General features: G+C 29.6%; 21 protein-coding genes and 2 riboswitches. Of the genes, 1 reads left to right on the forward strand and 20 read right to left on the reverse strand.

Features of this window, described 5'->3' with window-relative positions:
* Positions 1–2: 2 nt before the first annotated feature.
* From rimI to metK, 13 genes are all read right to left on the reverse strand, one after another.
* Positions 3–458: a ribosomal protein S18-alanine N-acetyltransferase gene (rimI, locus tag K0039_RS18320; RefSeq protein WP_228106516.1), complete on the reverse strand. Its 456-nt coding sequence runs from the start codon at positions 456–458 to the stop codon at positions 3–5.
* Positions 448–1,164 carry a tRNA (adenosine(37)-N6)-threonylcarbamoyltransferase complex dimerization subunit type 1 TsaB gene (tsaB, locus tag K0039_RS18325; protein ID WP_228106517.1) on the reverse strand — a complete coding sequence of 239 codons (717 nt, stop codon included), beginning with the start codon at positions 1,162–1,164 and terminating at the stop codon, positions 448–450. The genes rimI and tsaB overlap by 11 nt, the downstream gene beginning before the upstream one ends.
* Complete coding sequence (tsaE, locus tag K0039_RS18330) at positions 1,164–1,616, reverse strand: tRNA (adenosine(37)-N6)-threonylcarbamoyltransferase complex ATPase subunit type 1 TsaE (RefSeq protein ID WP_228106518.1); 453 nt, start codon at positions 1,614–1,616, stop codon at positions 1,164–1,166. Before tsaE ends, tsaB begins: the two co-directional genes overlap by 1 nt.
* Before the next feature lie 220 nt (positions 1,617–1,836).
* Positions 1,837–2,445 (reverse strand): ECF transporter S component, encoded by a 609-nt coding sequence (locus K0039_RS18335; protein WP_228106519.1) that lies wholly within the window; start codon positions 2,443–2,445, stop codon positions 1,837–1,839.
* 105 nt (positions 2,446–2,550) lie between these two features.
* Positions 2,551–2,670: riboswitch (FMN riboswitch) on the reverse strand.
* A gap of 98 nt (positions 2,671–2,768) precedes the next feature.
* Positions 2,769–3,935 (reverse strand): amidohydrolase, encoded by a 1,167-nt coding sequence (locus K0039_RS18340; protein WP_228106520.1) that lies wholly within the window; start codon positions 3,933–3,935, stop codon positions 2,769–2,771.
* A 16-nt stretch (positions 3,936–3,951) separates the two neighbouring features.
* A complete protein-coding gene (locus tag K0039_RS18345) occupies positions 3,952–6,096 on the reverse strand; it encodes a Tex family protein (protein ID WP_228106521.1) in 2,145 nt (714 codons plus the stop codon).
* Positions 6,097–6,159: 63 nt separating this feature from the next.
* Positions 6,160–7,270 (reverse strand): peptide chain release factor 2 gene (prfB, locus tag K0039_RS18350; RefSeq protein ID WP_228106522.1). Its coding sequence is split into 2 segments (ribosomal slippage): positions 6,160–7,194 and positions 7,196–7,270, totalling 1,110 coding nucleotides; the frame shifts between segments, so codons are not numbered across the junction.
* A 14-nt stretch (positions 7,271–7,284) separates the two neighbouring features.
* Positions 7,285–10,014 (reverse strand): preprotein translocase subunit SecA, encoded by a 2,730-nt coding sequence (gene secA / locus K0039_RS18355; RefSeq protein WP_265589529.1) that lies wholly within the window; start codon positions 10,012–10,014, stop codon positions 7,285–7,287.
* 138 nt (positions 10,015–10,152) lie between these two features.
* Positions 10,153–11,565, reverse strand: coding sequence for a DNA recombination protein RmuC (locus K0039_RS18360; RefSeq protein ID WP_228106523.1), 1,413 nt, complete (start codon positions 11,563–11,565; stop codon positions 10,153–10,155).
* A 222-nt stretch (positions 11,566–11,787) separates the two neighbouring features.
* Positions 11,788–12,324, reverse strand: coding sequence for a ribosome hibernation-promoting factor, HPF/YfiA family (hpf, locus tag K0039_RS18365; RefSeq protein ID WP_228106524.1), 537 nt, complete (start codon positions 12,322–12,324; stop codon positions 11,788–11,790).
* Positions 12,325–13,063: 739 nt separating this feature from the next.
* Positions 13,064–13,846: a ComF family protein gene (locus K0039_RS18370; protein ID WP_228106525.1), complete on the reverse strand. Its 783-nt coding sequence runs from the start codon at positions 13,844–13,846 to the stop codon at positions 13,064–13,066.
* Positions 13,847–13,848: 2 nt separating this feature from the next.
* Positions 13,849–16,071 carry an SF1B family DNA helicase RecD2 gene (gene recD2, locus K0039_RS18375; protein WP_228106526.1) on the reverse strand — a complete coding sequence of 741 codons (2,223 nt, stop codon included), beginning with the start codon at positions 16,069–16,071 and terminating at the stop codon, positions 13,849–13,851.
* Between the two features lie 140 nt (positions 16,072–16,211).
* Positions 16,212–17,405 carry a methionine adenosyltransferase gene (gene metK, locus K0039_RS18380; protein ID WP_228106527.1) on the reverse strand — a complete coding sequence of 398 codons (1,194 nt, stop codon included), beginning with the start codon at positions 17,403–17,405 and terminating at the stop codon, positions 16,212–16,214.
* A 103-nt stretch (positions 17,406–17,508) separates the two neighbouring features.
* Positions 17,509–17,616: riboswitch (SAM riboswitch) on the reverse strand.
* 203 nt (positions 17,617–17,819) lie between these two features.
* On the opposite strand from metK, the gene yyaC reads away from it, so the two are divergent.
* On the forward strand, positions 17,820–18,329 hold the full coding sequence (gene yyaC / locus K0039_RS18385; RefSeq protein ID WP_018589988.1) for a spore protease YyaC: 510 nt from the start codon (positions 17,820–17,822) through the stop codon (positions 18,327–18,329).
* Between the two features lie 74 nt (positions 18,330–18,403).
* On the opposite strand, the gene K0039_RS18390 is transcribed toward yyaC, so the two are convergent.
* From K0039_RS18390 to K0039_RS18420, 7 genes are all read right to left on the reverse strand, one after another.
* Positions 18,404–19,432, reverse strand: a complete 1,029-nt coding sequence (locus K0039_RS18390; RefSeq protein ID WP_018589987.1) for a rod shape-determining protein — start codon at positions 19,430–19,432, stop codon at positions 18,404–18,406.
* Positions 19,433–19,698: 266 nt separating this feature from the next.
* Positions 19,699–19,956: a sporulation transcriptional regulator SpoIIID gene (gene spoIIID, locus K0039_RS18395; protein WP_018589986.1), complete on the reverse strand. Its 258-nt coding sequence runs from the start codon at positions 19,954–19,956 to the stop codon at positions 19,699–19,701.
* Between the two features lie 96 nt (positions 19,957–20,052).
* Complete coding sequence (locus tag K0039_RS18400; protein ID WP_228106528.1) at positions 20,053–20,691, reverse strand: M23 family metallopeptidase; 639 nt, start codon at positions 20,689–20,691, stop codon at positions 20,053–20,055.
* A gap of 84 nt (positions 20,692–20,775) precedes the next feature.
* Entirely contained in the window at positions 20,776–21,792 is a 1,017-nt protein-coding gene (gene spoIID / locus K0039_RS18405; RefSeq protein WP_228106529.1) for a stage II sporulation protein D, read from the reverse strand.
* A 66-nt stretch (positions 21,793–21,858) separates the two neighbouring features.
* Positions 21,859–23,109, reverse strand: coding sequence for a UDP-N-acetylglucosamine 1-carboxyvinyltransferase (murA, locus tag K0039_RS18410; RefSeq protein WP_228106530.1), 1,251 nt, complete (start codon positions 23,107–23,109; stop codon positions 21,859–21,861).
* Between the two features lie 22 nt (positions 23,110–23,131).
* Positions 23,132–23,866: a YwmB family TATA-box binding protein gene (locus K0039_RS18415; protein ID WP_228106531.1), complete on the reverse strand. Its 735-nt coding sequence runs from the start codon at positions 23,864–23,866 to the stop codon at positions 23,132–23,134.
* Positions 23,867–24,055: 189 nt separating this feature from the next.
* On the reverse strand, positions 24,056–24,303 hold a 248-nt coding region (locus tag K0039_RS18420; RefSeq protein ID WP_228106532.1), incomplete at its 5' end, for an SIS domain-containing protein.

The raw sequence follows: 24,303 nt of genomic DNA on the forward strand, positions 1-24,303 counted from the left end.
TTTTACACCTCTTTTAACTGGTTCCACATAATGATGGCATCTTCTTTGTTATCACTATAATATTCTTTTCTTATACCGCCCATTTTAAATCCATACTTTCTGTATAAATTTTGTGCTACTGTATTAGATGATCTTACCTCTAAAGTCATGGCTACTATATTATTTTCCTTACATAACTCAACCATTTCTTTTACAAGTTTATCTCCAATTTTTTTGCCTCTATAATCACTGTGAACTGCCACATTTGTAATATGACCTTCATCAACTACAAACCAAACACCTACATATCCTACTATTTTATCATCTAACTGTGCAACTAAATATCTAGCTAAATTATTTTTTAATTCCTTTTTTATTGAGTCTTTTGACCAAGGATCTATGAAACAGTCTTCTTCTACTATATAAACTGCATCCACGTCATCCATTGTCATTGATCTTATTATCATATTATTCTCCATCTCTTAACCTCTTTTGCTTTTCCTCATATTGTTCTTCTGCTTGAGATTTTCTGATATACATTGGATTTATGTCATAACAATTATGCACGTCTATATTTTGTTCGAATTTATATTTTGCTACAGTGCATAAACTGCTTGATTTAGTTATGTTATTTGATGGAGATGATATAGTAATATTTGATATGGCCTCTATTTTTTCTTTATATTTATAAACAGCTTCACCAACCATTACCCATTCTTCACCTGTAGCTGATAATTCTTCTAATAAATCATCAATTGGCACTATACTTATTTCTTCTAACGCTTTATTTTTCTCTTCTTCAACTATGTATTTACAAGTATAAACTTGATTTCTCTGTGCATCTAGTATAGAACATATTTTTTTGCTACAGAAATCCATATTAGCACCTAGTATTTCTAGAGAATTTATACCTATTAAAGGAATATTATTTACATGTGCCATAGCTTTTGCTGTAGCCATTCCTATTCTAAGTCCTGTGAAAGAACCCGGACCTACACAAATACCTATGGCATCTATATCCTTAATTTCTATATCACTAAGCTTTAACATATTTTCTATCATAGGCATTAGTTTTTGTGAATGAGTTTTTTTTGTGTTTATAGTATATTCACAAATTAACTTATCATTTTCTAATACTGCCACATTTGCAGCCATGGTAGAAGTATCTATTCCTAGTATCTTCATTATTTAGTCAACTCCTCAACTATCTCTTCATATTTTTGTCCAAATGGTGTTAGTACCATTTCTCTTCCATTTTCTTTATAATTTATTTCTATCTTTAAATAATCTTCTGGTAGTATGTCTTCAATTATATTTGCCCATTCAATTATACAAACACCTTCCGAATCTATATATTCATCAAATCCAATATCGTACATTTCTTCACTACATCCAATTCTGTACACATCAAAATGATATAAAGGTAGTCGACCGTCATATTCATTTACTATAGTGAATGTTGGACTTGTAATATAATCGTCTACGTCTAAAGATTTAGCTAAACTTTGTGTCATCGTAGTTTTTCCCGCTCCTAAATCTCCAATTAAACAAATCACACTACCTGGAAAAAGTAACTTACCTAGTTTTTTTCCAATCTCTCTTGTTTTCTCTTCTTTGTCTAAAAAAATTGTTTTCATCTATATCACCATAAAATCCTTTATTTCTTATAATTAACCTTCATATTATTAATTATTATTGTCAAATTAATCCGTATTTTAGTCATTTCTTTCTTGTACAACTAGATATTATTATATAATAACCTTCATTTATAATAAAGGGGTTATATTTATATACTTAAGTTCTAAGTTTAATAAATACAAAAAAAGAGCTAAAATAGCTCTTTTTTTATTTTAAAACTTATTTACTAAGTATTTTTTCCATCTTTTTGAATAATGGTAATGTAACTACTGTCATTATACCTGCTTTTAATATATTAAAAGGAGCAATCATCCATATTACGAAAGTCATTAAATCCGTAACTCTTGGATTTATTATAGTTCCCATTTGTATTATTTGTTCTAATGGCATACCATATACTGTCACATATAATGGTATCATTATAAAGTAATTCATTATACATCCCATAATAGTCATAGCTATTATTCCTACTAGTCCTCCAGCTAACACTCCTTTTGTAGTTTTTAGCTTTTTATAAAATAAACATATAATCAATACATAAGACCCGCCTATTACTACATTGGCAAACTCTCCAACTCCTCCAGTAGTACTTGCTGTTATTCCTTGAAGTAAGTTTTTAACTATAACTATAGCAAGACCTGCCATTGGTCCTAAAGACATTCCACCAAATATTGCCGGTATATCAGATAGATCTATTTTTAGAAATGATGGAAAAATTGGTAGTGGCACTGATATAAACATAAGAATATAAGCTATTGCTGATAATACTCCCACCTTTGCTATAGTTTTTGCAGATGATACTCTTGGTTTTCTAACTGCATTTTGCATAATATAACCTCCAAATTTTAAATATTTTTCTGAAATTAAAAAAACTCGAAGAATTGTAACCTTCGAGTCTTATGAATATTCAAAATGGATTATGGTATATATCATAATTCTCTTCTCTCATCCAGACTGTACTGTCGGCTTTGGAATCTCACCAAATCATGCTACAAATGTAGCTCGCGGGCTATAACCGCCGGTAGGGAATTTCACCCTGCCCCGAAGATCTTCTGTTTTTTTAATTTCTTATTATATTATTATAATAATTAAATGGATACATTATGTCAACATAATATTTTAGACAACAAAACTCAAGGCATGACTTCAGTTTATTTATTTTTCTTGTAAACTATTTTTCCATCTATTATTGTATATAAAACATGACTATTTATCTCAAAAGGATTATTGTCCCAAATAACTATATCTGCGTCTTTTCCAACTTCAATAGATCCAACTTTATTGTCTATTCCTAATACTTTTGCTGGATTTATTGTTATGGCTTCCAATGCTTTTTCTGATTCCATTCCATGTTTTATTGCTATTCCTGCACATATAGAAAGGTATTGAATAGGAACTACTGGATGATCTGTCATTAGACAAACATCTAATCCTGCATTTGAAAGAATTCCCGCTGTTTCAAAAGTTAAGTTACGTAGTTCTATTTTAGATCTTTCCGAAAGAGAAGGCCCTACGATTACTGGATATCCTTCTTCCACCAATTCATCTACAACTAAATGACCTTCTGTGCAATGATCTAGAGTTAATCTTAAATTAAACTCTTTCGCAATTCTTATGGCAGTAAACATATCATCTGCTCTATGAGCATGAGCTTTAAGAGGAATTTGTCTTTTTAATACCGGCATTAAACTTTCGTATTTAATATCATACTCTGGTTTACTATCATCATCTTCTTCTAATTCACATCTTTCAACTTCTTCTAAATATTCTTCTGCCTTTTTTAAGTTTTCTCTAATTAAAGCTGCTATAGCCATTCTCGTTTGTGGGGTTTTATCATCACTACCATAAACACTTTTGGGATTTTCACCAAAGGCAATTTTAGCTGCAACAGGATTTTTTATTACCATTTTGTCTATAATTCTACCGAATGTTTTTATAGCTATACACTGACCACCCATTACATTAGCACTTCCAGGCGTAGTACAAACTGCTGTTATCCCACCTTGAACTGCTTCTGTAAAGTTTCTATCCATTGGGTTTATTCCATCAATGGGGTTTAAATGAGGAGTTACAGGATCTGTTTCTTCGTTACCATCAGCTCCCTCAACTCCCATTCCATCTTCCCAAAGACCTAAATGTGTATGTGCATCTATAAAACCTGGTAATACTACGCATCCCTTTGCATCTATTACTTGTGCATCCAAAGGTGCTACTATTTCATCGCCAATTTCTATTATTTTCTTGTTATCTATAAGAATATTGCTATTTATTATTCCTTTAGTTACTGTATTTATTGTTCCATTTTTTATGAATATCACTTATTTACCTCCATTATTAAAGCTTCATAGATAAGGCAACTCTTTGTTTATCCAAATCTATTCCTATTACTTTAACATCTATTATATCCCCAACAGAGCAAATTTCCATTGGATCTTTTACAAATTTATTACTCATTTGTGATTTATGAACTAAACCATCATTTTTTATCCCTATATCAACGAATACTCCGAAGTCTACAACATTTCTAACAGTTCCTTTTAAGATCATTCCTTCTTTTATATCTTCTATTTTCAATACGTCAGTTCTAAGTATAGGCTTCATTCCATCTTCTTCTCTAGGGTCTCTACCTGGTTTTTTAATCTCTAAAATAATATCTTTTAAAGTTACTTCTCCCACACCTAAATCTTCACTTAATTGTTTTAAACCTATTTTTTCTACTCTCTCTTCTATATCAGATATATTTTTATTTTTTATATCATCTAAAGAGCATCCTAAAATTTCTAACATTTTCTTACAAGTGTCATAGCTTTCTGGATGGACTCCTGTATTATCTAATGGATTTTTACCATCTTCAATTCTCATAAATCCAGCACATTGAACAAAAGCTGAAGGTCCTAGTCTTTTTACCTTCTTAAGCTCTGTTCTTGATTTAAATGATCCATTTTCTTCTCTATAAGTAATTATATTTTTACCTACAGCTTTACTTATTCCAGCTATATGCTCTAAAAGCGAGTATGAAGCTGTATTTAAGTCTAATCCAACTTTATTTACCGAATCTTCTACTACTCCATCTAAAACTTCTTTTAGTCTCTTTTTATTTAAATCATGTTGATACTGTCCAACACCAATACTTTCTGGATCTATTTTTACAAGTTCTGCAAGAGGATCTTGAAGCCTTCTTCCTATTGATATAGCTCCTCTTATAGAAACATTTATATCTGGATGTTCTTCTGCTGCTAATTCAGATGCGGAATAAATTGATGCCCCTGCCTCATTTACTATTATATATTGAGTATCTACACCTAATTCTTTTATTAAATCAGATATAAGGCTTTCTGATTCCCTTGAAGCTGTGCCATTTCCTATAGCTATAACATCTATTTTATGAGTTTCTATTAATCTTTTTAATATTTTCTTTGTTTGTTCCACTTTTCCTTGTGGTTTGTGTGGATATACTATAGCTTCATCTAAGAATTTTCCACTTGCATCAACTACTGCTATTTTACATCCATTAACGTATCCTGGATCAAATCCCATAGCTACTTTTCCCTTTAGTGGCGGTTGTAATAAAAGATTTTTTATATTTTCACCAAATACACTTATAGCTCTTTCTTGAGCTAAATCAGTTAGATGATTTCTAACTTCTCTTTCTATTGCTGGAAAGATTAATCTTTTGTAAGCATCTTCTATTGCAGCAACTAATATTTCTTTATTTTTGAAGTTATTTTTATTTACATATTGGTTTTCTATGTATTTTAAGATTCTATCATTATCTATCTCTAGTTTAACTTTTAAGAATTCTTCTTTTTCTCCTCTGTTTACGGCCAGAACTCTATGAGAAGCCATATTACTTACTCTCTCACTAAAATCATAGTACATATCATAAACAGATTTTTCATCCTTAGTATTTTTAGTTACTATAACTCCATATTTCAAAGCATTCTCTCTTATATGCTTTCTTATTTCTGCATTATCAGAAACTATTTCTGCTATTATGTCATTTGCACCTTTAAGCGCATCTTCTATAGATAAGACTTTTTTCTCTTCATCTATAAATTTTTCTGCTTCTGAACTTATATCAACTATACTTTTTTCTAAAATTAATAAAGCTAAATCTTCTAAACCTTTTTCTTTCGCTATTGTTGCCCTTGTTCTTTTCTTCTGTTTGAAAGGAGCGTATATATCTTCAACTTCTTGTAAAGTATTAGCTTTAACTAAACTTTTTTCTATTTCTTCTGTAAGTTTTCCTTGCTCCTCTATTATTCTTTTTACGTCTTCTTTTCTAGATTGTAAATTTCTTAAATAAGTTAATCTATCATTAAACTGTCTTAATATAACGTCACTCATTTCTCCTGTCATTTCTTTTCTGTATCTAGCAATGAAAGGTATTGTATTTCCTTCGTCTATAAGTTTAATAACATTGTCAATTTGTTCATCCCTTAGATTAAACTCTGATTTTAAAATTTCATTAATATTCAATTTGAACCTTCTTTCTAAAAATAAGGCTTAAGAATATTATTATTCTCAAGCCCTACGTTTTAATTATTTATTAATTTTGTTCATTTTTAAATACTCATTTATAAATAAATCTATATTTCCATCTAGTACACTATCCACATTGCCTACTTCGCAGTTTGTTCTGTGATCTTTTACTAATTTATAGGGTTGAAAAACATAGGATCTTATTTGGCTTCCCCAGGTAATCTGAGAATACTTACCTTGTATATCTTCTATTCTTTCTTTTTGTTCTAATTCTTTAAGGTGAATTAATTTCCCTTTTAGCATTTTCATAGCGGTCTCTCTGTTCATTAACTGAGATCTTTCATTTTGACACTGAACTATTACTCCTGTAGGTAAATGGGTTATTCTCACTGCAGAGTCTGTGGTGTTTACATGCTGTCCTCCAGCGCCAGAAGCTCTATAAGTATCTATCTTTAAATCTGATGGATTTAATTCAATGTCGATATCATCATCTAATTCTGGAGTAATATCCACTGAAACAAATGATGTATGTCTTTTCCCTGATGTATCATAAGGTGATATCCTTACAATTCTGTGAACACCTTTTTCACTTTTTAAATATCCATAAGCATTTAAACCTTCAATTAATAAGGTCACACTCTTTATTCCCGCCTCAGTATCTGGTAAATAATCTAAAGTTTTAATTTTAAATCCTTTATTATTTGCATATCTTGTGTACATTCTAAGGAGAATTTGTGCACAATCTTGAGCATCTAATCCACCAGTACCTGCATTAATAGATAGTATGGCATTATTTTTGTCATATTCTCCATTTAAAAGAGTTTTTATTCTTACCTTATCTAATTCATTTTGGACACTTTGGATAGATGATTCTATTTCTTTTTCAATAGAATCATCATCCTCTTCCACTGCCATTTCTAGCAATATTTCTATTTCTTCTAATCCATTTTGTAAACTTTCATATTCTTCTATAGTGTCTTTTAATGATTTATTTTTTTGTAATATTTTTTGAGCTCTCTCATTATCATTCCAGAACTCTTGCTTGGCGATTTCTTCTTCCAATGACTGGACTTCTTTATTTAGGCCATCTATGTCAAAGAGAAACCCTCAAATCTTTTAAATTTGCAGACATTTGTTGTAATTCTTGTCTGTATTCTTGTTCATTTAGCATCGGAACCCTCCAAACTATTTTCCGCAACAATGTTTGAACTTCTTACCACTTCCACAAGGGCAAGGTTCATTTCTTCCTACAGTTTTTTCTTTAACCACAGGAGATTTATCAGCTAAATCACTTGGTGATGCTAAAGTATCAACATCTACTACTGATTTTCTTTCTTTTGGTTGTTGCTCTATAGTTATATTAAATAAATATCTTACTGTATCTTCTTGAATGTGTTTAACCATTTCGTCAAACATATCAAAACCTTCCATTTTATATGCAATAACTGGATCTTGTTGTCCTAATGCACGAAGACCTATACCTTGACGTAATTGATCCATTGCATCTATGTGATCTATCCAGTGATTATCAACACATTGAAGAAGTATAATTCTTTCTACTTCTCTCATTCTTTCAGAACCTATTAGTTCTTCTTTTTCTCTATATATATCATGAGCTATTTCATAAATTTTATCACTTAATTCTTGTGTTTTTAATCCTTCTAGTCCTTCTATATCTAAGCTACCTTTTGGCATAAATAATCCATATAAATATGATTTTAAGTTTTCTAATTCTACACCTTTATCTCCTACATAAGCAGAAACTGCAGAACTAATTATATCTTTTATCATACCTTGGATTTGCTCATTTATATCTTCGCCTTCTAACACTCTTCCTCTTTCATCGTATATAACTTGTCTTTGTTTGTTCATAACATCGTCATATTGAAGCACGTGTTTTCTTATACCGAAGTTTCTTCCTTCAACTTTCTTCTGAGCATTTTCTATAGATTTAGTTAACATTCTATGTTCAACTGGCATATCATCTTCTAAACCTATTTTTTCTACTACACCTTGGATTCTCTCGCTTCCGAATAATCTCATAAGTTCGTCATCTAATCCAATGTAGAATCTTGAACTTCCTGGGTCACCTTGACGTCCAGAACGTCCTCTTAACTGGTTATCAATTCTTCTAGATTCATGTCTTTCTGTACCTATAATTGCTAAACCACCAGCTTTTCTAACTTCTTCTTGTTCTTGTTTAGCTTGTTCTTTATATTTTTCATATAAATCATCAAATGTACGCTTAGCTTTTGCTAATTCTTCATTTTCTGCTAATTCAGTTTCTTCTATATGAGTGTCTACTCTTTTTATTGCTGATTCAGTAAATCCTTGTCTCTTTAATTCTTTTTTAGTTAAGAATAGTGGGTTACCACCAAGCATTATGTCCGTACCACGACCAGCCATGTTAGTTGCTATAGTAACAGCACCTAATCTACCAGCTTGAGCAACTATTTCTGCCTCTTTTTCATGGTTTTTAGCATTTAATACTTCGTGTTTTATTCCTCTTTTCTTAAGAATTTGAGCTAGTTTTTCTGATTTATCTATTGATACTGTACCAACTAATATTGGTTGTTGCTTTTTATTTCTTTCTAATATCTCATCAGCTATTGCGTTAAATTTACCATTTTCATTTTTGTAAACAACATCTGCTAAGTCTTCTCTTTGAACTGGTTTATTTGTTGGAATTAAAACAACGTCCATTTTGTAGATTGATTTAAATTCTTCTTCTTCAGTTTTAGCTGTACCAGTCATACCTGCAAGTTTCTTGTACATTCTAAAGAAGTTTTGGAATGTTATTGTTGCAAGAGTCTTAGATTCTCTTTGTACATGCAAGCCTTCTTTAGCTTCTATAGCTTGGTGTAAACCTTCTGAGTATCTTCTACCAAACATTAAACGTCCAGTAAACTCATCAACTATTATTATTTCTCCATCTTTAGCTACGTAATCTACGTCTTTTTTCATTATTGCATGGGCTTTTAACGCTTGAGTTATATGATGATATAATTCCGTATGGTCTATATCAGTTATATTTTCAACATTAAAGTAAACTTCAGCTTTCTTTATACCTGATTCAGTTAAAGATGCAGCTTTTTGTTTTTCATCTATATCATAATCTCCGTCTGAGAAATGTGCTTCTTTTTCTTCTTTAGTTTTTTCTTGCTCTGTTTTACTTGGAGCTTTTAATGTTAATACAAATGTATTTGCATCTGTATATAAATGTGTAGATTTGTCTCCAGGTCCTGATATTATAAGAGGAGTTCTAGCCTCATCTATTAATATAGAGTCGACCTCATCTACTATTGCATAGTTTAACTCTCTTTGAACCATTTGTTCTTTATGAATAACCATGTTATCTTTTAGGTAATCGAATCCGTACTCATTATTAGTTCCGTATGTAATATCACAATTGTATTGTTCTCTTCTTACTTCTGGAGTTTGTCCATGAACTATAACACCTACACTAAGTCCTAAAAATTCATAAACTTTACCCATATCCTCTTTATCACGTTTTGCTAAGTAATCATTTACTGTAACAACATGTACACCTTTACCTTCAAGGGCATTTAAATACACTGGCGCTGAAGCAACTAAAGTTTTACCTTCACCAGTTTTCATTTCAGCTATTCTACCTTGATGAAGCACCATTCCACCTATAAGCTGAACATCATATTGTCTAAGTCCTAAAACTCTTTTTGACGCTTCTCTTACTACTGCAAAAGCTTCTGGTAATATATCATCTAATGTTTCGCCCTTTGATAATCTTTCTTTAAATTCGTTTGTCATATTTTTAAGCTCTTTGTCTCTCATAGACTCGAACCTTGGTTCCATCTCATTGATTTTTTCAGCAATCTTTTGGAAATTTTTTAATTCTTTTTTATCTGCCATATTAAATAAATTATCTAAAAAACCCATTATATGCATCTCTCCTCATCGTATTATTATACTATTATACATTTTAACATAAAAATTCATGATTTAATATTAAATATTAACTTAATCATGTATAATCATACTTCTTTAGTATAGTTTTAACCACTCTTTAATATTTATTTAAAATTCATCATCTTTTGATGATGCTATGTATTCATAAGCCTGATCGTGACTTAATTTTTCAACACTTTCTAGCTTTCTATTAATTTGTCTTGTTCTAGTTCCTACTAATTTATCTATTTCTGAACTAGCTTGATTTAATTTACTTTGAGCAGCATTTAATACTGTTTCAAATTTAGAGAATTCTGTTTTAACTGCGCCAAGTACTTTCCATACTTCACTAGAGTGTCTTTCTATAGCTAAAGTCTTGAATCCCATCTGTAAACTATTTAAAAGTGCTATTAATGTTGTTGGCCCTGTTATGTTAATTTTAAAATCTCTTTGTAAATCCTCTACTAACTGCTGACGTTTAATAACTTCTGCATATAAACCTTCTGTTGGTAAAAATAAAATACCAAACTCTGTAGTATTAGGTGGATCTATATACTTATCTCTAATATCTTTAGCTGATTTTTTAATAAACTTTTCTAATTCCTTAGAAGCACCATCTATTGATTTTTGATTTCCTTCTTCATAAGCATCTATTAGTTTATTGTAGATATCTAAAGGAAATTTTGCATCTAGAGGTAAATATAATGTATCTTTTATTTCGTCTTTTCCAGGAAGCTTTATTGCAAATTCCACTGTTTCTCTAGAACCTTTTTTGGTAATAACATTTTTAGCATACTGTTCTGGTGCTAAAAACTGCTCTAATATACGCTCTAGCTGAATTTCTCCCAATACACCTCTTGTTTTAACATTGGAAAGCACTTTTTTTAAGTCTCCCACTCCAGTTGCTAAAGTCTGCATTTCCCCTAGGCCTCTATAAACTTGCTCTAACCTATCATTAACCATTTTAAATGATTCGCCTAATCTTTTTTCTAGGGTATTTTGTAACTTCTCATCTACTGTTACTCTCATTTTTTCTAGATTATCTTCTGTTGACTTAGTTAGTCTTGTGAATTTATCTTCAGTAACCTGCGTTAATTGATTTAACTTTTCATTTTGTAACTGAGCAAGATTGTCTAAACTTTTCATCATATTTTCATTAAAAGAATTCAATGTATTCTCTAAACTTTTTGAATTTATATCAAATTGATTTTGTTGAAGCGTAGATAGATTCATAATATGTCTTGATATAGATGATGTTAAACTATCTATAGAAACTTTCATTTCTTGTCTATTTTCTTGTTCGTTTCTTCTTGATTCTTCTCTATTTGTATAAAATTCTTGTCTAGATAGTTTTTCCATACTATCAAATTTCTTTTCCATACCCTCACTAAATTTTTCTAAGTTTACATCCTTAGGTCTTGTACATATGAAGATATTTATGATTAAAAGCACTATTACTATAATAAGTAATATTTCTGTCAAAATATCAGCTCCTTTTCTCCCCCTTATATTATAGTCTTCTGTATTTGTTAAATTTTTCATGTCATATTTTATATGATAACAAAATATAGTTTTTTACTCAATAATCTACATATTAATAGTATAAGCCTTTATTTATTTTTCAAAACTTAAAGTTAATTTACTTATACTTTTTAATAACATTCATATTATATTTTAATTTATTAAAATAAATATTTAACTCAATATAAAAAGGCTATCGATAAAATTATCGATAGCCTTAAATATTTTTAATAATTAATTATGTTATTCATGCTCTATTAAACCATAACCACCATCTTCACGTTTATATACTATAGATATTTCATCACTATCTATATTTCTAAACATATAGAATCCATGCTCTATTAATTCCATTTGCAATACTGCTTCCTCTGGACTCATTGGTTTCATATCGAATTTTTTACGTCTTTCTATTACTATATCTAAACTTTCATCATCTTCTTCTATTCCTTCATCAATTTGGAATCTAATACTTTCTTCCTTAGATTGATGTTTATCTTGTAGTTTATTTTTATATCTTCTTATTTGTTTTTTAAGCTTGTCATAAACAACATCAATTGCAGCATATAAATTTTCTTCACTATCTTCTGCTCTAATGATTGGTCCACTTATAGGGATAATTGTTACTTCTATTTTTTGGGCTGCTTTTTTTGCACTTACAGTTACTTTTACTTCAGTTTCTGGATTAAGATAACGTTCTAACTTCCCTATCTTATCTTCTATTGCATTTTTGATTCCATCTGTAAGCTCTAATCTTTTTCCTGATATTATTATTTTCATAAGAACATCTCCCTTCACTTATGTAAAGCACATGTAATTTTATACTTTACCTTGTGTATTAGTATTTATGCTTTAATAATATATTCTATATTAATTGTTTTTCTCCTTTTTTTTTATTGTTTACTTTTTATTTTTTTATATACTGTCGTAAAAAATAGTTTTATGTATTTTTTTATTTACTTTTATAGTAATGTGGATTATTAATCAACATATGTTGTGGATAATGTTAATAACTTTGTTGATAACTTTTATAACTGTGTATATTATCTAATTTTAGTACTTAATATTTATCCACATATAATAATTATACATTGTTAGTTATTTTATTCATTAATCACAATTATAATTTAATCTTATTTTCACTATATTGATAGACTTTATTTAATATAGATATATATTTTTATATTATGCAATTTCATTAATATCTATAAACATTTTTTAAAAATCATTTTCTTTTTTTGTAAAAAAAAAAGTACCTCATAGGTACTTATTGTTTCAGCTGACCTGGTCTTTGACCCCACACTCGCCTACTGCAGCTTTCGCTCGGGTTTGCCTCACTACTAACCATCTCGATTTTAATACCGGTAGGTCTTACATCTAAGACGCACCATGATCATTAACCCCATTTTTAGTGTTAACTTACGTGGATCCTTTCGCCTGCGTCTGGCTTGGACTTGCAACCACAGACCTGAAACATATTACTATTTTAACGGCTTAAAACAATTCTGTCAATAGAATTTTATTCATTTACGTATACATCTACGCAGGTTGTAAGCAATGTAAATATACATATATTGTTTGCAGAGTTTATTTTCAATACTTTTGATATTTCATTTGCAGTTGATCCTGTAGTAAAGATATCATCTATTAATATTACATTTTTATTTTTAATAAGATTAATATTCTCTTTTACCTTAAAGCCATTTTTTAATTCTTTTTCTCTATCTTCTTTATTCAATTTATATAACTTTTTTGTATTTTTTTCTCTACTAATACAATCTAGCACAGGTATATTAATCAAGTCACTTAATTTATTAGCTATTTTTTCTGCTTGATTAAACCCTCTTTTATTTAATCTTTTTTTGTGCAAAGGCACAAATAATATATAGTCTGCTTTTACACCTTCTAGTAGATATTTTTCTTCCATCAAATGGGCTACATATCTACACAAATAAGTTTTACTTTTGTATTTGAAATCTAAAATTAATTTCTTACTTACATCATCATATTCTATACATGCGATTGCCTTATCAAAGTAGAAAGTTTTATTATAACAATAGTTACAGTCAATTAAACTTTCCCTTTCCAAATTTCTATTTACTATAGGTTTTCCACATTTACTACACCCATCTAAAATAAACTTCAACTCCTTAAAGCAACTCCTACAAAGAGAATAAGGATTCTTTAGTTTTATAGGATTATCACAAATTATACAAGTTATATTTCTAGGATAAATATAACTCATTAGAATTTTAACAGTTTCTTTTATATTATTTGGAATTAACTTTGATATAAGTTTCATTATTATTTACTTAACAGCCCTTCTTTTATAAATTTATTTAATTTATATGATAAATTAGAGTATCTGTCATTTATTCTATTATTTTTAATCATTTGTTCTAAATATTTAACATCACCAACTAATACAACAAGCTTTTTAGCTCTAGTAACTGCTGTATAAAGTAGATTACGGCTTAACAGCATGGGTGGTGCCCAAACTATAGGTATAACTACTACAGGAAATTCACTTCCTTGGCTTTTATGAATTGTTGTGCAAAAACTGTGGTCAAGTTCATCTAGTTCATCATATTTATAAGAAGCAATTTTTATCTTATCAAAAAGTGCAAAAACCGTCTTCTTATCTTTGTCTATATGAAATATATATCCAATATCTCCATTATATATACCTTCACCACTATCACTTTTATCCTCTGTTTCCCATTTTTTTGTGTAGTTATTTCTAATTTGCATTACCTTGTCTCCTACCCTAAAAATTCTTTTCGCAAACTGTTCTTCTTGTTTATACTTATTAGGTGGATTTAGATATTTTTGTAATTCTATATTTAGATTAGTTACTCCCACGTCGCCTTTTCTCATGGATGTTAGTACTTGTATATCTTTTAATTTATCAAATTTATAAAACTTAGGAAGCCTTTCGCTTACAAGCCCTATTATTTCATTTAAGATTTCTTCATTGGTGTTTTTTCTTAGAAAGAAGAAATCTTTGTTTTTTACATTTAAAAATAGTGGCTCTCCATTGTTTATTTTATGAGCATTAACTACTATCATACTTTCTCTAGCTTGTCTAAATATTTCATTTAATCGTACAGTTCTTATTACATTGGAATCAATAATATCTTTTAGAACATTTCCTGCACCTACTGAAGGTAATTGATCACTGTCTCCAACTAAAAGTAATCTTGTTCCTAGTTTTACAGCTTTTAAAAGGTTATACATTAATATAATATCAACCATTGATGCTTCGTCTAATATTATTACATCAGCATCTATTGGATCTTCTTCATCTTTAAAGAAGACTAATTCATCACTGTCTGTAGCAAATCCCATTTCTAGCAATCTATGAATAGTTTTAGCTTCTTTATTTGAAGTTTCACTCATTCTCTTAGCTGCCCTACCTGTTGGAGCACATATCACTACTTTTTGATCATTATTTTCAAATATTTTTATTATAGTATTTATAGTTGTAGTTTTTCCTGTACCGGGTCCACCTGTAATAATTGTTACTCCATTATTTATAGCTTCTTTTACTGCTAAAATCTGATTATTAGCCAAGCTTATTTCATCTTCTTTTTCAACTATTCTTATTTCTTCTTCTATATTAATATGTAAATCCTTTGTTTCATGTTGAGATAGCTTTACTATTTCTTTGCATACACCATTTTCACATATATAATACATCATTAAATATATAAGTATTTCTCCGCTCATATTTTCTAAATGTATTTTTTGATCACATGCTAAATCCATAATTCCATTTTCCACATATTTAGGTTCTACACCTAAGATTTTAACTGATTGCTCAATTAATATTTTTTTTGGTAAATATGTATGACCACTTCCTAAGCTTTGGTTTAAGGTAAATAAAATGCCTTGCATAATTCTATCTGGAGAATATTTATCTATACCTATTTTACTGGCAATGTCATCGGCAATTCTAAATCCTATTCCTCTCACTTCTTCTGCTAATCTGTATGGATTTTTATTTATTACTTCCAAGGATTTATCTTTATATTTTTTATATATTCTTAAACAATAATTAGGAGTTATTCCATAAGGAGATAGTTGTATTATTATATTTCTAAGCTCTCTATTTTCTTCATAGCTTTCTTGGATTTGTTTAACTTTTTTCATACCTATTCCTTCTACTTCAGTTAATCTTTCTGGAGTATTTTGAATAATATCCAAAGTATCAACACCAAATTTATCCACTATTCTTTTAGCCATTTTTTCGCCTATTCCATGGATCATACCAGAAGATAAATAAACATAGATACCCTCAAGAGAAGATGGTGTAACCGGTATAAAACTTTGTACCTCAAATTGAGATCCATAAATTTTATGATTTACCCATTTTCCTTCTATTTCTATGCTTTCTCCTACAGATAAAGTTGGCATACAGCCTACAATAGTTATTTCATCATTTTCATTGGCAAAAGAGGCTATGGTATAACCATTTTCTTCATTTTTAAAGACTATATCACTAACCATTCCTTGTAATTTCTCCATTTCAATTCTCCTAAAATCATTTATTAACTCATACTTATAATTATTGGTATTATAAGTATATTTTATGTTATCACTTAATGTAAAAAAAATAAAGAGCCGTATTTTATACAACTCTTTATGATTTATATTAATTATTAAAATTATTTTATCGAAGATTGTGCTCTTAATGCTTCAGCTTTATCAGTTCTTTCCCATGGTAAATCCACGTCAGTTCTTCCAAAGTGACCATAAGCAGCTGTTTGTCTGTATATTGGTTTTCTTAAGTCTAAATCTCTTATTATAGCACCTGGTCTTAAATCAAAGTTTTTATCGATTAATTCAACTAATTCAGCTTCAGAAACTTTTCCAGTTCCAAAAGTATCTACAAATATAGATAAAGGTCTGGCAACACCTATAGCATAAGCTAATTCTATTTCACACTTTTCTGCAAGCCCAGCAGCTACTATGTTTTTAGCAACGTATCTTGCAGCATATGCAGCAGATCTATCAACTTTAGTTGCATCTTTTCCTGAGAATGCTCCACCTCCGTGTCTAGCATACCCACCATAAGTATCTATTATTATTTTTCTTCCTGTTAGACCAGTATCTCCTTGTGGTCCACCTATAACGAATCTTCCTGTCGGATTTATATAAATTTTAGTTTCATCATCTAATAAATCTGCTGGTATAACTTCTTTTATTACTAACTCTGTTAAATCTTTTCTTATAGTGTCATTGTCTACATGTTCACTATGTTGAGTAGATATTAATATAGTATGTACTCTTACTGGTTTATTTCCATCGTACTCTACCGTAACTTGAGTTTTACCGTCTGGTCTTAAATAATCTACTGTTTCATTTTTTCTTATTTCTGTTAATCTTCTAGATAACTTGTGTGCTAAAGATATAGGTAATGGCATTAATTCTGGAGTTTCATTACATGCAAATCCGAACATTATACCTTGATCTCCCGCTCCTATAGCTTCTATTTCTTCTTCTGTTTGTTCTCCACTTCTACTTTCTAAAGCTTCATCAACACCCATAGCTATATCTGATGATTGCTCATCTATAGCAGTTATAACAGCACAAGTTTGGCTATCAAATCCATATTTAGCTCTTGTATATCCTATTTCTTTTACTGTCTGTCTAACTATTTTTTGTATATCTACATAAGCATTTGTAGATATTTCTCCTGCTACTAATACTAATCCTGTAGTAGTTGTTGTTTCACATGCTACTCTTGATAAAGGGTCCTTTTCTAATAAAGCATCTAATATTGCATCTGAAATTTGGTCACACATTTTATCTGGATGACCTTCAGTTACTGACTCCGATGTGAATAAATGTCTTGACATTGTATTTCCTCCTTTTATTATCTATTTTTGTCAATTTGGGTAAAAATAAAACCTCTTCTTTAACAGAAGAGGTTAATTATCACATAAAAATTATAATTAACTAACCTCATCTCTCTAACGTTTCCGTTAAGTAGGATTTAGCACCGTCCCCCAATATGGGAGTGGTTGCTGGGCTTCACAGGGCCTGTCCCTCTGCCTCTCTTGATAAGGTGTAATCACGATTACACATATTTTATTATTACTTTTAACAAGTATATGATAACCTTTTTTTTATATAGTGTCAAGAATTTATTTATTTTAAGAACGCTATTTAAGCTTTCATCATATGATTATGTATAAGTGACTTTATGTTGATTAAAGTTATGTATTTTTTTATTATGTAGTTCATATATTTTTGAAGGGAGGTAAGTTCCTATGTATTTAGCCAAAGTGCATTACAAAAAAGAAAATGTTATAGAAATATTAAGCTTAATACTCAAAGATATAATTAATGAAAATACCGTTGTTATTTGTATAGGAACAGATCGTGCTATAGGAGATGCTTTAGGTCCTTTAGTCGGTACTATGCTTAAAAATAGCGACTTTAAATACCCAGTTTACGGTACCCTAGATAATCCTATTCATGCCTTGAACATATATGAATCTTTTGATCAAATAAAAGAAAAGCATCCTAACAGTGAATTCTTAGCTATTGATGCCTGTTTAGGTTCTATAAATAATATAGGAAACATCCAAATTAGAAAAGGACCAATTCTACCAGGTAAAGGCGTAGGTAAAAAACTCCCGCAAATTGGATCTCATTCAATTGTAGGTATTGTAGATAAAGTAGATGAAAATAATAGATTTTCATTTAATAATGTTCGACTTCATTTTATTTTAGAATTGGCTGAAACTATTGCTCTATCAATCTTACTCTCAACCTAAATAGAATCATCTCTGTACTTATATTAAAAAGGGCTGTACATACTAATTAAAATTATTATGCCAGCCCTTTTATACTATTTTTTATTTCTTCTTTTAAATGTCCCACCAGTTTCTAGTAAATCTAAAGTACTTAATGATGAGCCTGTTCCTCTTGCAACACAAGATAAAGGTTCATCAGCAACGATTACATTAATCCCTGTAGCTTCTTCAATTCTCTTATCTAGATTTCTTAATAAAGCTCCTCCACCAGTCATTACTATACCAGACGTACTTATATCTGCTGCCAATTCAGGTGGTATTTTTTCTAATACGACTCTAGTTGTAGCTACGATTTGCTTTATACATTCTTCTAAAGCTTCTGCTATTTCTTGTGAACTTACTTCTATAGTTTCTGGTAAACCTTTTATTATGTTTCTACCACTTATTTTCATAAATTGTTCTTCACTATCTTTCATAGCTGTTCCAATTTCTACTTTTAGTTTTTCTGCACTTCTCTCTCCTATAAGAAGATTATGCTTTTTCTTAATATAAGCTACTATAGCAGTGTCAAACTTATCTCCACCTATTTTTATTGAATCACTAACTACTGCTCCTCCAAGAGATATAACAGCTATGTCTGTAGTTCCTCCACCTATATCTATTACCATATTTCCATTTGGTAAAGATATATCCATACCTGCACCTATTGCTGCTGCGATTGGTTCTTCTATTATATATACTTCTCTTGCTCCCGCTTCTCTAGTTGCTTCTTCTACTGCCCTCTTCTCAACTTCTGTTACACCTGTTGGCACACATACCATTATTCTTGGCATTACCAGTCTTCTAAACCCTTTTTTCTCAACTATCTTTTCTGTAAAGTATTTTAACATTTTTTCAGTTGCTTCATAATCAGAAATAACACCATCTTTTAACGGTCTTATTGCCACTATATTGGCAGGTGTTCTCCCTATCATTTTTCTTGCTTCATTTCCAACTGCTAAAACTGTATTTGTATTTTTTTCAATTGCAACTACCGACGGCTCTTCTAGTACTATGCCCTTACCATCCACATATACTAAGACATTTGCCGTACCTAAATCTATTCCTATATCTGCTCCAGCCATACTTTCACTCCTTTTATTATTCATATATATTAAACTTTATTTGATTTCTCTTAAAGACCTCTATGTTACAAGATATACAAAAAAATAATATAAGTCAAGAAAAAAATGCAGGTTTTATCATACATTTTTTACTTCTATTATTTTTATTTTTGTTTTATATTTTTATTTATTTTTATAATTTAATTTTTTTAATTTTTATGTCGTTTTTTAGCATAAAATCTGAAATAATATCATTGGGTTAAAAGCGAAAAAAGTGCAGGATATACCTACACTTTTTTTTCGCTTTCATATTTAAGTTTCGTTGCCATGCCACCTCTAATATGTCTTTCTGATTTGTTCTTTTCTAAAACTCTCTTAACTTCTAAAGCTAGAGAAGGATTGATTTCTTCTAATCGTTCCGTTACATCCTTATGAATAGTACTTTTACTTACACCAAAAGTTTTAGCGGTTTGTCTTACTGTAGTATTTTTTTCTAATATATATTTTGCTACAATAACTGCTCTTTCTTCTATATAGGATCTCACTCCCTTCCCCCCTAACATCATATCCTTATTGATATATATGAGAGAAAGTCAAAAAATATAACAGGCCCAATCAAATATGATTGAACCTGTTAAGCTTTATTCTAATAAACTCATTGGATTAATAGCTTTGTTATTTTTGTATGCTTCTAAGTGAACATGTACCCCACTTAAGCATTCTACATCACTAGTGTTACCTGCATATCCTATACATTGGCCTTCTTTTATTTTATCGCCTTTTTTTACTGCGATTTTTTTACCTAAGCTAGAATATGAAAATACAGTATCTTTGTCAGATTGAATTTTTACAGACATTCCATATTCATCATCATCATATACATCTAATACTGTACCAGTAGTTAGTGATTTAACCTCTTGATTTTCATTCGCTTCTATGTCTATTGCTTTATGTATTTCCCAAACTTCTAGAGTTTCTGAATAGCTTGGCTCTTTTTCTGAATAATTTCTTATTACTTGATTTCCTAAGTAGTTTATTTTATTATGTTCAGCTTCTTTTGCTTTTGCTAAGTTTTGATCAGAATCTGTAGCAGTTGGAAGAACATCATTTTTTTCATCTTCAGTTAAATGTATTTCATCTTCACTTTTTGTTGGAGTATTCTTAGATAATAAATCATCTACATTTTTATTGGTAAACCAAATTCCTCCAATAGCTAAAATACAGATACATATAAATAAGGATAAATAAAAAGCATCCTTTTCTAATAATTTCTTTTTCATGTTGTACCTCCAAATATATTAATACATATTTAGATTATTAACTAATAATTAATATTTATACAACATTTTTACATTTTTGGTATATTAATACATATCTTTTATATCACTACCTTTAAAATAGTGAAATAATATATCATAATACTTGTATCCTTTTTTCGCCATTCCTTCTGCTCCCCATTGGCTCATTCCTACACCATGGCCATAACCTTTTACAGTAAAGTTCATTTCATCATTATTATAATTTATAGTAAAGTTAGCAGAGTTTAAATTTAATATTTTTCTCATATCAGTTCCACTTATTTTAACATTTCCCACTTCAACTGTTTTTACACATCCACCTTCCGTCCTATTTACTACACTTACTTGTTTATCTAATTCATCCAAAGATATGTTTATATGTGGATATATATTTTTTATGTATTTAATAAACTTACTTTTTTTTATTGAATAAGTAGTTGAGTATTTAGGTGATTGTTCTTCATATGGGCTATTAACAGATACTAAATATGGGTATTGAGTAGAGAAAACATCTTTACTATTTTCAGTTTTACCTGAAGAGGTTGAAAAATATAAAGGTAAAATTGCCTTATTATCATAGGTTATAATTTGGCCCTTAGTATCATCTACTGCTTTTTTTACCTTAACATAATCACTTTTTGTCCAACCTTCACCCTTTACTTTTTTTAAACCTTCATATGATGTGTAAGCTTGGCAATGAGCTGAGTTTGTGCAAACTGTTGCATTTTTATGCCCAGATCTAATGTTATTCTCCATTTTATACATAACATAAGTTCTGGCAGATATAGCTTGAGCTTTTAAAGCTTCTACATCAAAGGTTGATGGCATTTCGCTAGATAATACCCCATAAAGGTATTCTTCTATATCCATTTTCTCTATTTTATTTTCACTTACCTTATAAACATTAATAGTTGGTGATTCTTCATCTACTTTTTCATAAGTAGTATCTTTAGTAATTTTTTTAGTAATTTTATTCTTTACAGTTGTGGTTCCCGAGTCGCCATAAAATACTAAACTTCCTATTACTGATACTATAACCAATGAAAGAGATAGTAATAAAATAAAAATAAAAGGCTTTTTCATATATCTTCCTCCTAAGATTTAAGCTTCTTAAATATATGAAAAAACCCATTTTTTTATTACTAATTCTTATTCAACTATCTCTATATTACCGCCTAATGCAGTTATTTTTTTATCAATATCTACATATCCTCTTTGAATATGATAAATTTCTCCTATTTCAGTTTCACCTTCTGCTATAAGACCACAAAGTATCAATGCAGCTCCAGCTCTTAAATCAGTAGCATTTACTTTAGCTCCATTTAATTCTTCTACACCTTCTACAACAGCAGTTCTACCTTCTATTTTAATGTTTGCTCCCATTCTGTTGAACTCAGCAACATGCATAAATCTATTCTCGAATACTGTTTCTATAACTACCCCAGTTCCTTTTGCAACAGTAAGCATAGCCATAAATTGCGCTTGAACATCTGTTGGGAAACCTGGATGTGGTAAAGTTTTTATATCTATAGATTTTAATTTTTCTGGACCTATTACTCTTATAGAATTATCCATCTCTATAATTTCACAACCAGCTTCTCTTAATTTAGCTGTCACAGGCTTTAAGTGTTCAAGAATTATATTTTCAATAGTTATATCACCTTTTGTCATAGCTGCAGCTACCATAAAAGTAGCAGCTTCTATTCTATCAGGTATTACATCATGTTCTGTAGCCTTTAATTCTTTTACACCTTTTATTCTTATTGTATTTGTTCCTGCACCTCTAACATCTGCTCCCATTTCATTTAAGAAGTTAGCTAAATCAACTATTTCTGGCTCTTCTGCAGCATTTTCTACTATAGTAGTTCCTTCTGCTAATACTGCTGCCATCATTATATTTTCAGTAGCCCCTACTGATGGAAAATCTAGATATAGTTTACTACCTTTTAATCTATCTGTTTTAGCTTCTACAAATCCATGATCCATAACTACATTAGCACCTAAGGCTTTAAATCCTTTTAAGTGTAAATCTATTGGTCTAGTACCTATAGCACATCCCCCTGGCATAGATATTTTAGTTTGATTAAATCTTGATAGCAATGGTCCCATTACTAAGAAAGAAGCTCTCATCTTTCTAACTAGTTCATATGGAGCATCATAAGTTGTTAAGTTAGTCGCATCAACAGTTAATGTAGTCCCTTTATATTCAACTTCAGCACCTAAATGTCTTAATAAATCAGATATAACATGTACATCTTTTAAATTTGGCACTTCTCTAAGTACTGATTTTCCTTTCGCTAATAAAGTCGCTGCTATTATTGGTAATACAGCATTTTTTGCACCATCTATTCTAACACTACCTTTAAGTGGATTACTCTTTTTTACTATTATTTTAGCCATTATTTGTCTCTCCTCATTAAACTTAATAATCTAATTTTATTATGGGTGTAGCCATGTAGATTAAAGTCTTATCTTCATTCTCGCTATACCTAATTCCTATATTTAAATTGATCTTATTTTCTAAATAATCTAAATCGTTTTCTGTTAACAAATTACTATATGCTGTAACAGAAACCAAGTTATTTTCTCTTACTCTGTCTATTTCCTTTGCATTCATATTATACAATATATTCTCTAAAATATCATTAGATTTATATAATTGTAATTTTTTTGTATATTCTCCAGCCATACAAAGGTAAATCTCTACATCATTTGAACGTTTATGAAGTACATCATTTAAATTTCGATAAACATCTCCTATATTTTTATATACCTTATTGCATAATATGTCAATAATTATATAGTATTCTTTATTATTTTTTTTGATTGCTGTAAATGATACGTTATAAGATCCATCTTGAATTTGAGCATAAATTTTAACTCCATTGTCATTTTCTTCTCTCAATTTAATTTTATCCGAATTCAAATTTAAAGAATTTACAATATCTGCGCACATACTTTCTATTTGTTTTTTACTGCTTATATTCGATACTACACAATTAATTTTTATATTGTAAAATTTAAAATTTGCCTCTGTTTGTTCAAATGTGTTTATAAAATTATCAGTCCATTTATTATATTTTACACCTGCATAAGATGTAAATATTCCTATGATGAATAATAGTAAGAAAGTTGTAACAAATTTTATAACTTTCATAGTAAATCCCCCTTAATAAGTTGTTTGTGTTAGCTTTTATTTAAATTATTGACATTATCAAAAAGGATATACGGTTTAGTATCATTAAAATTAACATTTTTAGTATATTAAATAATTCATTAAGAACAAAAAGGTTATATACTTTTAGTATATAACCTTCTATATTATTTATTATCCAATTGTTTTCTATTATTCGACTGTAACTGACTTAGCTAGGTTTCTAGGCTTATCTATGTCGCACCCTCTCATCTCAGCTACGTGATAAGAAAGTAGTTGCATTGGTACAACAGCTGTTATACTTGCAAACATATCATCAACTTCTGGTATATATATTACTCTATCAGCTGATTTTTCTACTTCTTTGTTGTGCTCTTTAGCTATTGCTATAACTTTTGCTCCTCTAGCTTTAACTTCTTGCATATTTGAAAGCATCTTCT

This window comes from Terrisporobacter mayombei, from assembly GCF_020748465.1.
Classification (GTDB): Bacteria; Bacillota; Clostridia; order Peptostreptococcales; family Peptostreptococcaceae; genus Terrisporobacter; species Terrisporobacter mayombei.

Coding starts and splice junctions, on each gene's coding strand:
- K0039_RS18370 (WP_228106525.1), bottom strand. CDS start 13,846: ATGAAACTTATATCAAAGTTAATTCCAAATAATATAAAAGAAACTGTT.
- secA (WP_265589529.1), bottom strand. CDS start 10,014: ATGGGTTTTTTAGATAATTTATTTAATATGGCAGATAAAAAAGAATTA.
- hpf (WP_228106524.1), bottom strand. CDS start 12,324: ATGAAAATAATAATATCAGGAAAAAGATTAGAGCTTACAGATGGAATC.
- rimI (WP_228106516.1), bottom strand. CDS start 458: ATGGAGAATAATATGATAATAAGATCAATGACAATGGATGACGTGGAT.
- recD2 (WP_228106526.1), bottom strand. CDS start 16,071: ATGGAGAAATTACAAGGAATGGTTAGTGATATAGTCTTTAAAAATGAA.
- K0039_RS18400 (WP_228106528.1), bottom strand. CDS start 20,691: ATGAAAAAGAAATTATTAGAAAAGGATGCTTTTTATTTATCCTTATTT.
- K0039_RS18390 (WP_018589987.1), bottom strand. CDS start 19,432: ATGGCTGGAGCAGATATAGGAATAGATTTAGGTACGGCAAATGTCTTA.
- tsaE (WP_228106518.1), bottom strand. CDS start 1,616: ATGAAAACAATTTTTTTAGACAAAGAAGAGAAAACAAGAGAGATTGGA.
- tsaB (WP_228106517.1), bottom strand. CDS start 1,164: ATGAAGATACTAGGAATAGATACTTCTACCATGGCTGCAAATGTGGCA.
- K0039_RS18415 (WP_228106531.1), bottom strand. CDS start 23,866: ATGAAAGTTATAAAATTTGTTACAACTTTCTTACTATTATTCATCATA.
- yyaC (WP_018589988.1), top strand. CDS start 17,820: ATGTATTTAGCCAAAGTGCATTACAAAAAAGAAAATGTTATAGAAATA.
- K0039_RS18360 (WP_228106523.1), bottom strand. CDS start 11,565: ATGAAAAATTTAACAAATACAGAAGACTATAATATAAGGGGGAGAAAA.
- K0039_RS18335 (WP_228106519.1), bottom strand. CDS start 2,445: ATGCAAAATGCAGTTAGAAAACCAAGAGTATCATCTGCAAAAACTATA.
- murA (WP_228106530.1), bottom strand. CDS start 23,109: ATGGCTAAAATAATAGTAAAAAAGAGTAATCCACTTAAAGGTAGTGTT.
- spoIID (WP_228106529.1), bottom strand. CDS start 21,792: ATGAAAAAGCCTTTTATTTTTATTTTATTACTATCTCTTTCATTGGTT.
- metK (WP_228106527.1), bottom strand. CDS start 17,405: ATGTCAAGACATTTATTCACATCGGAGTCAGTAACTGAAGGTCATCCA.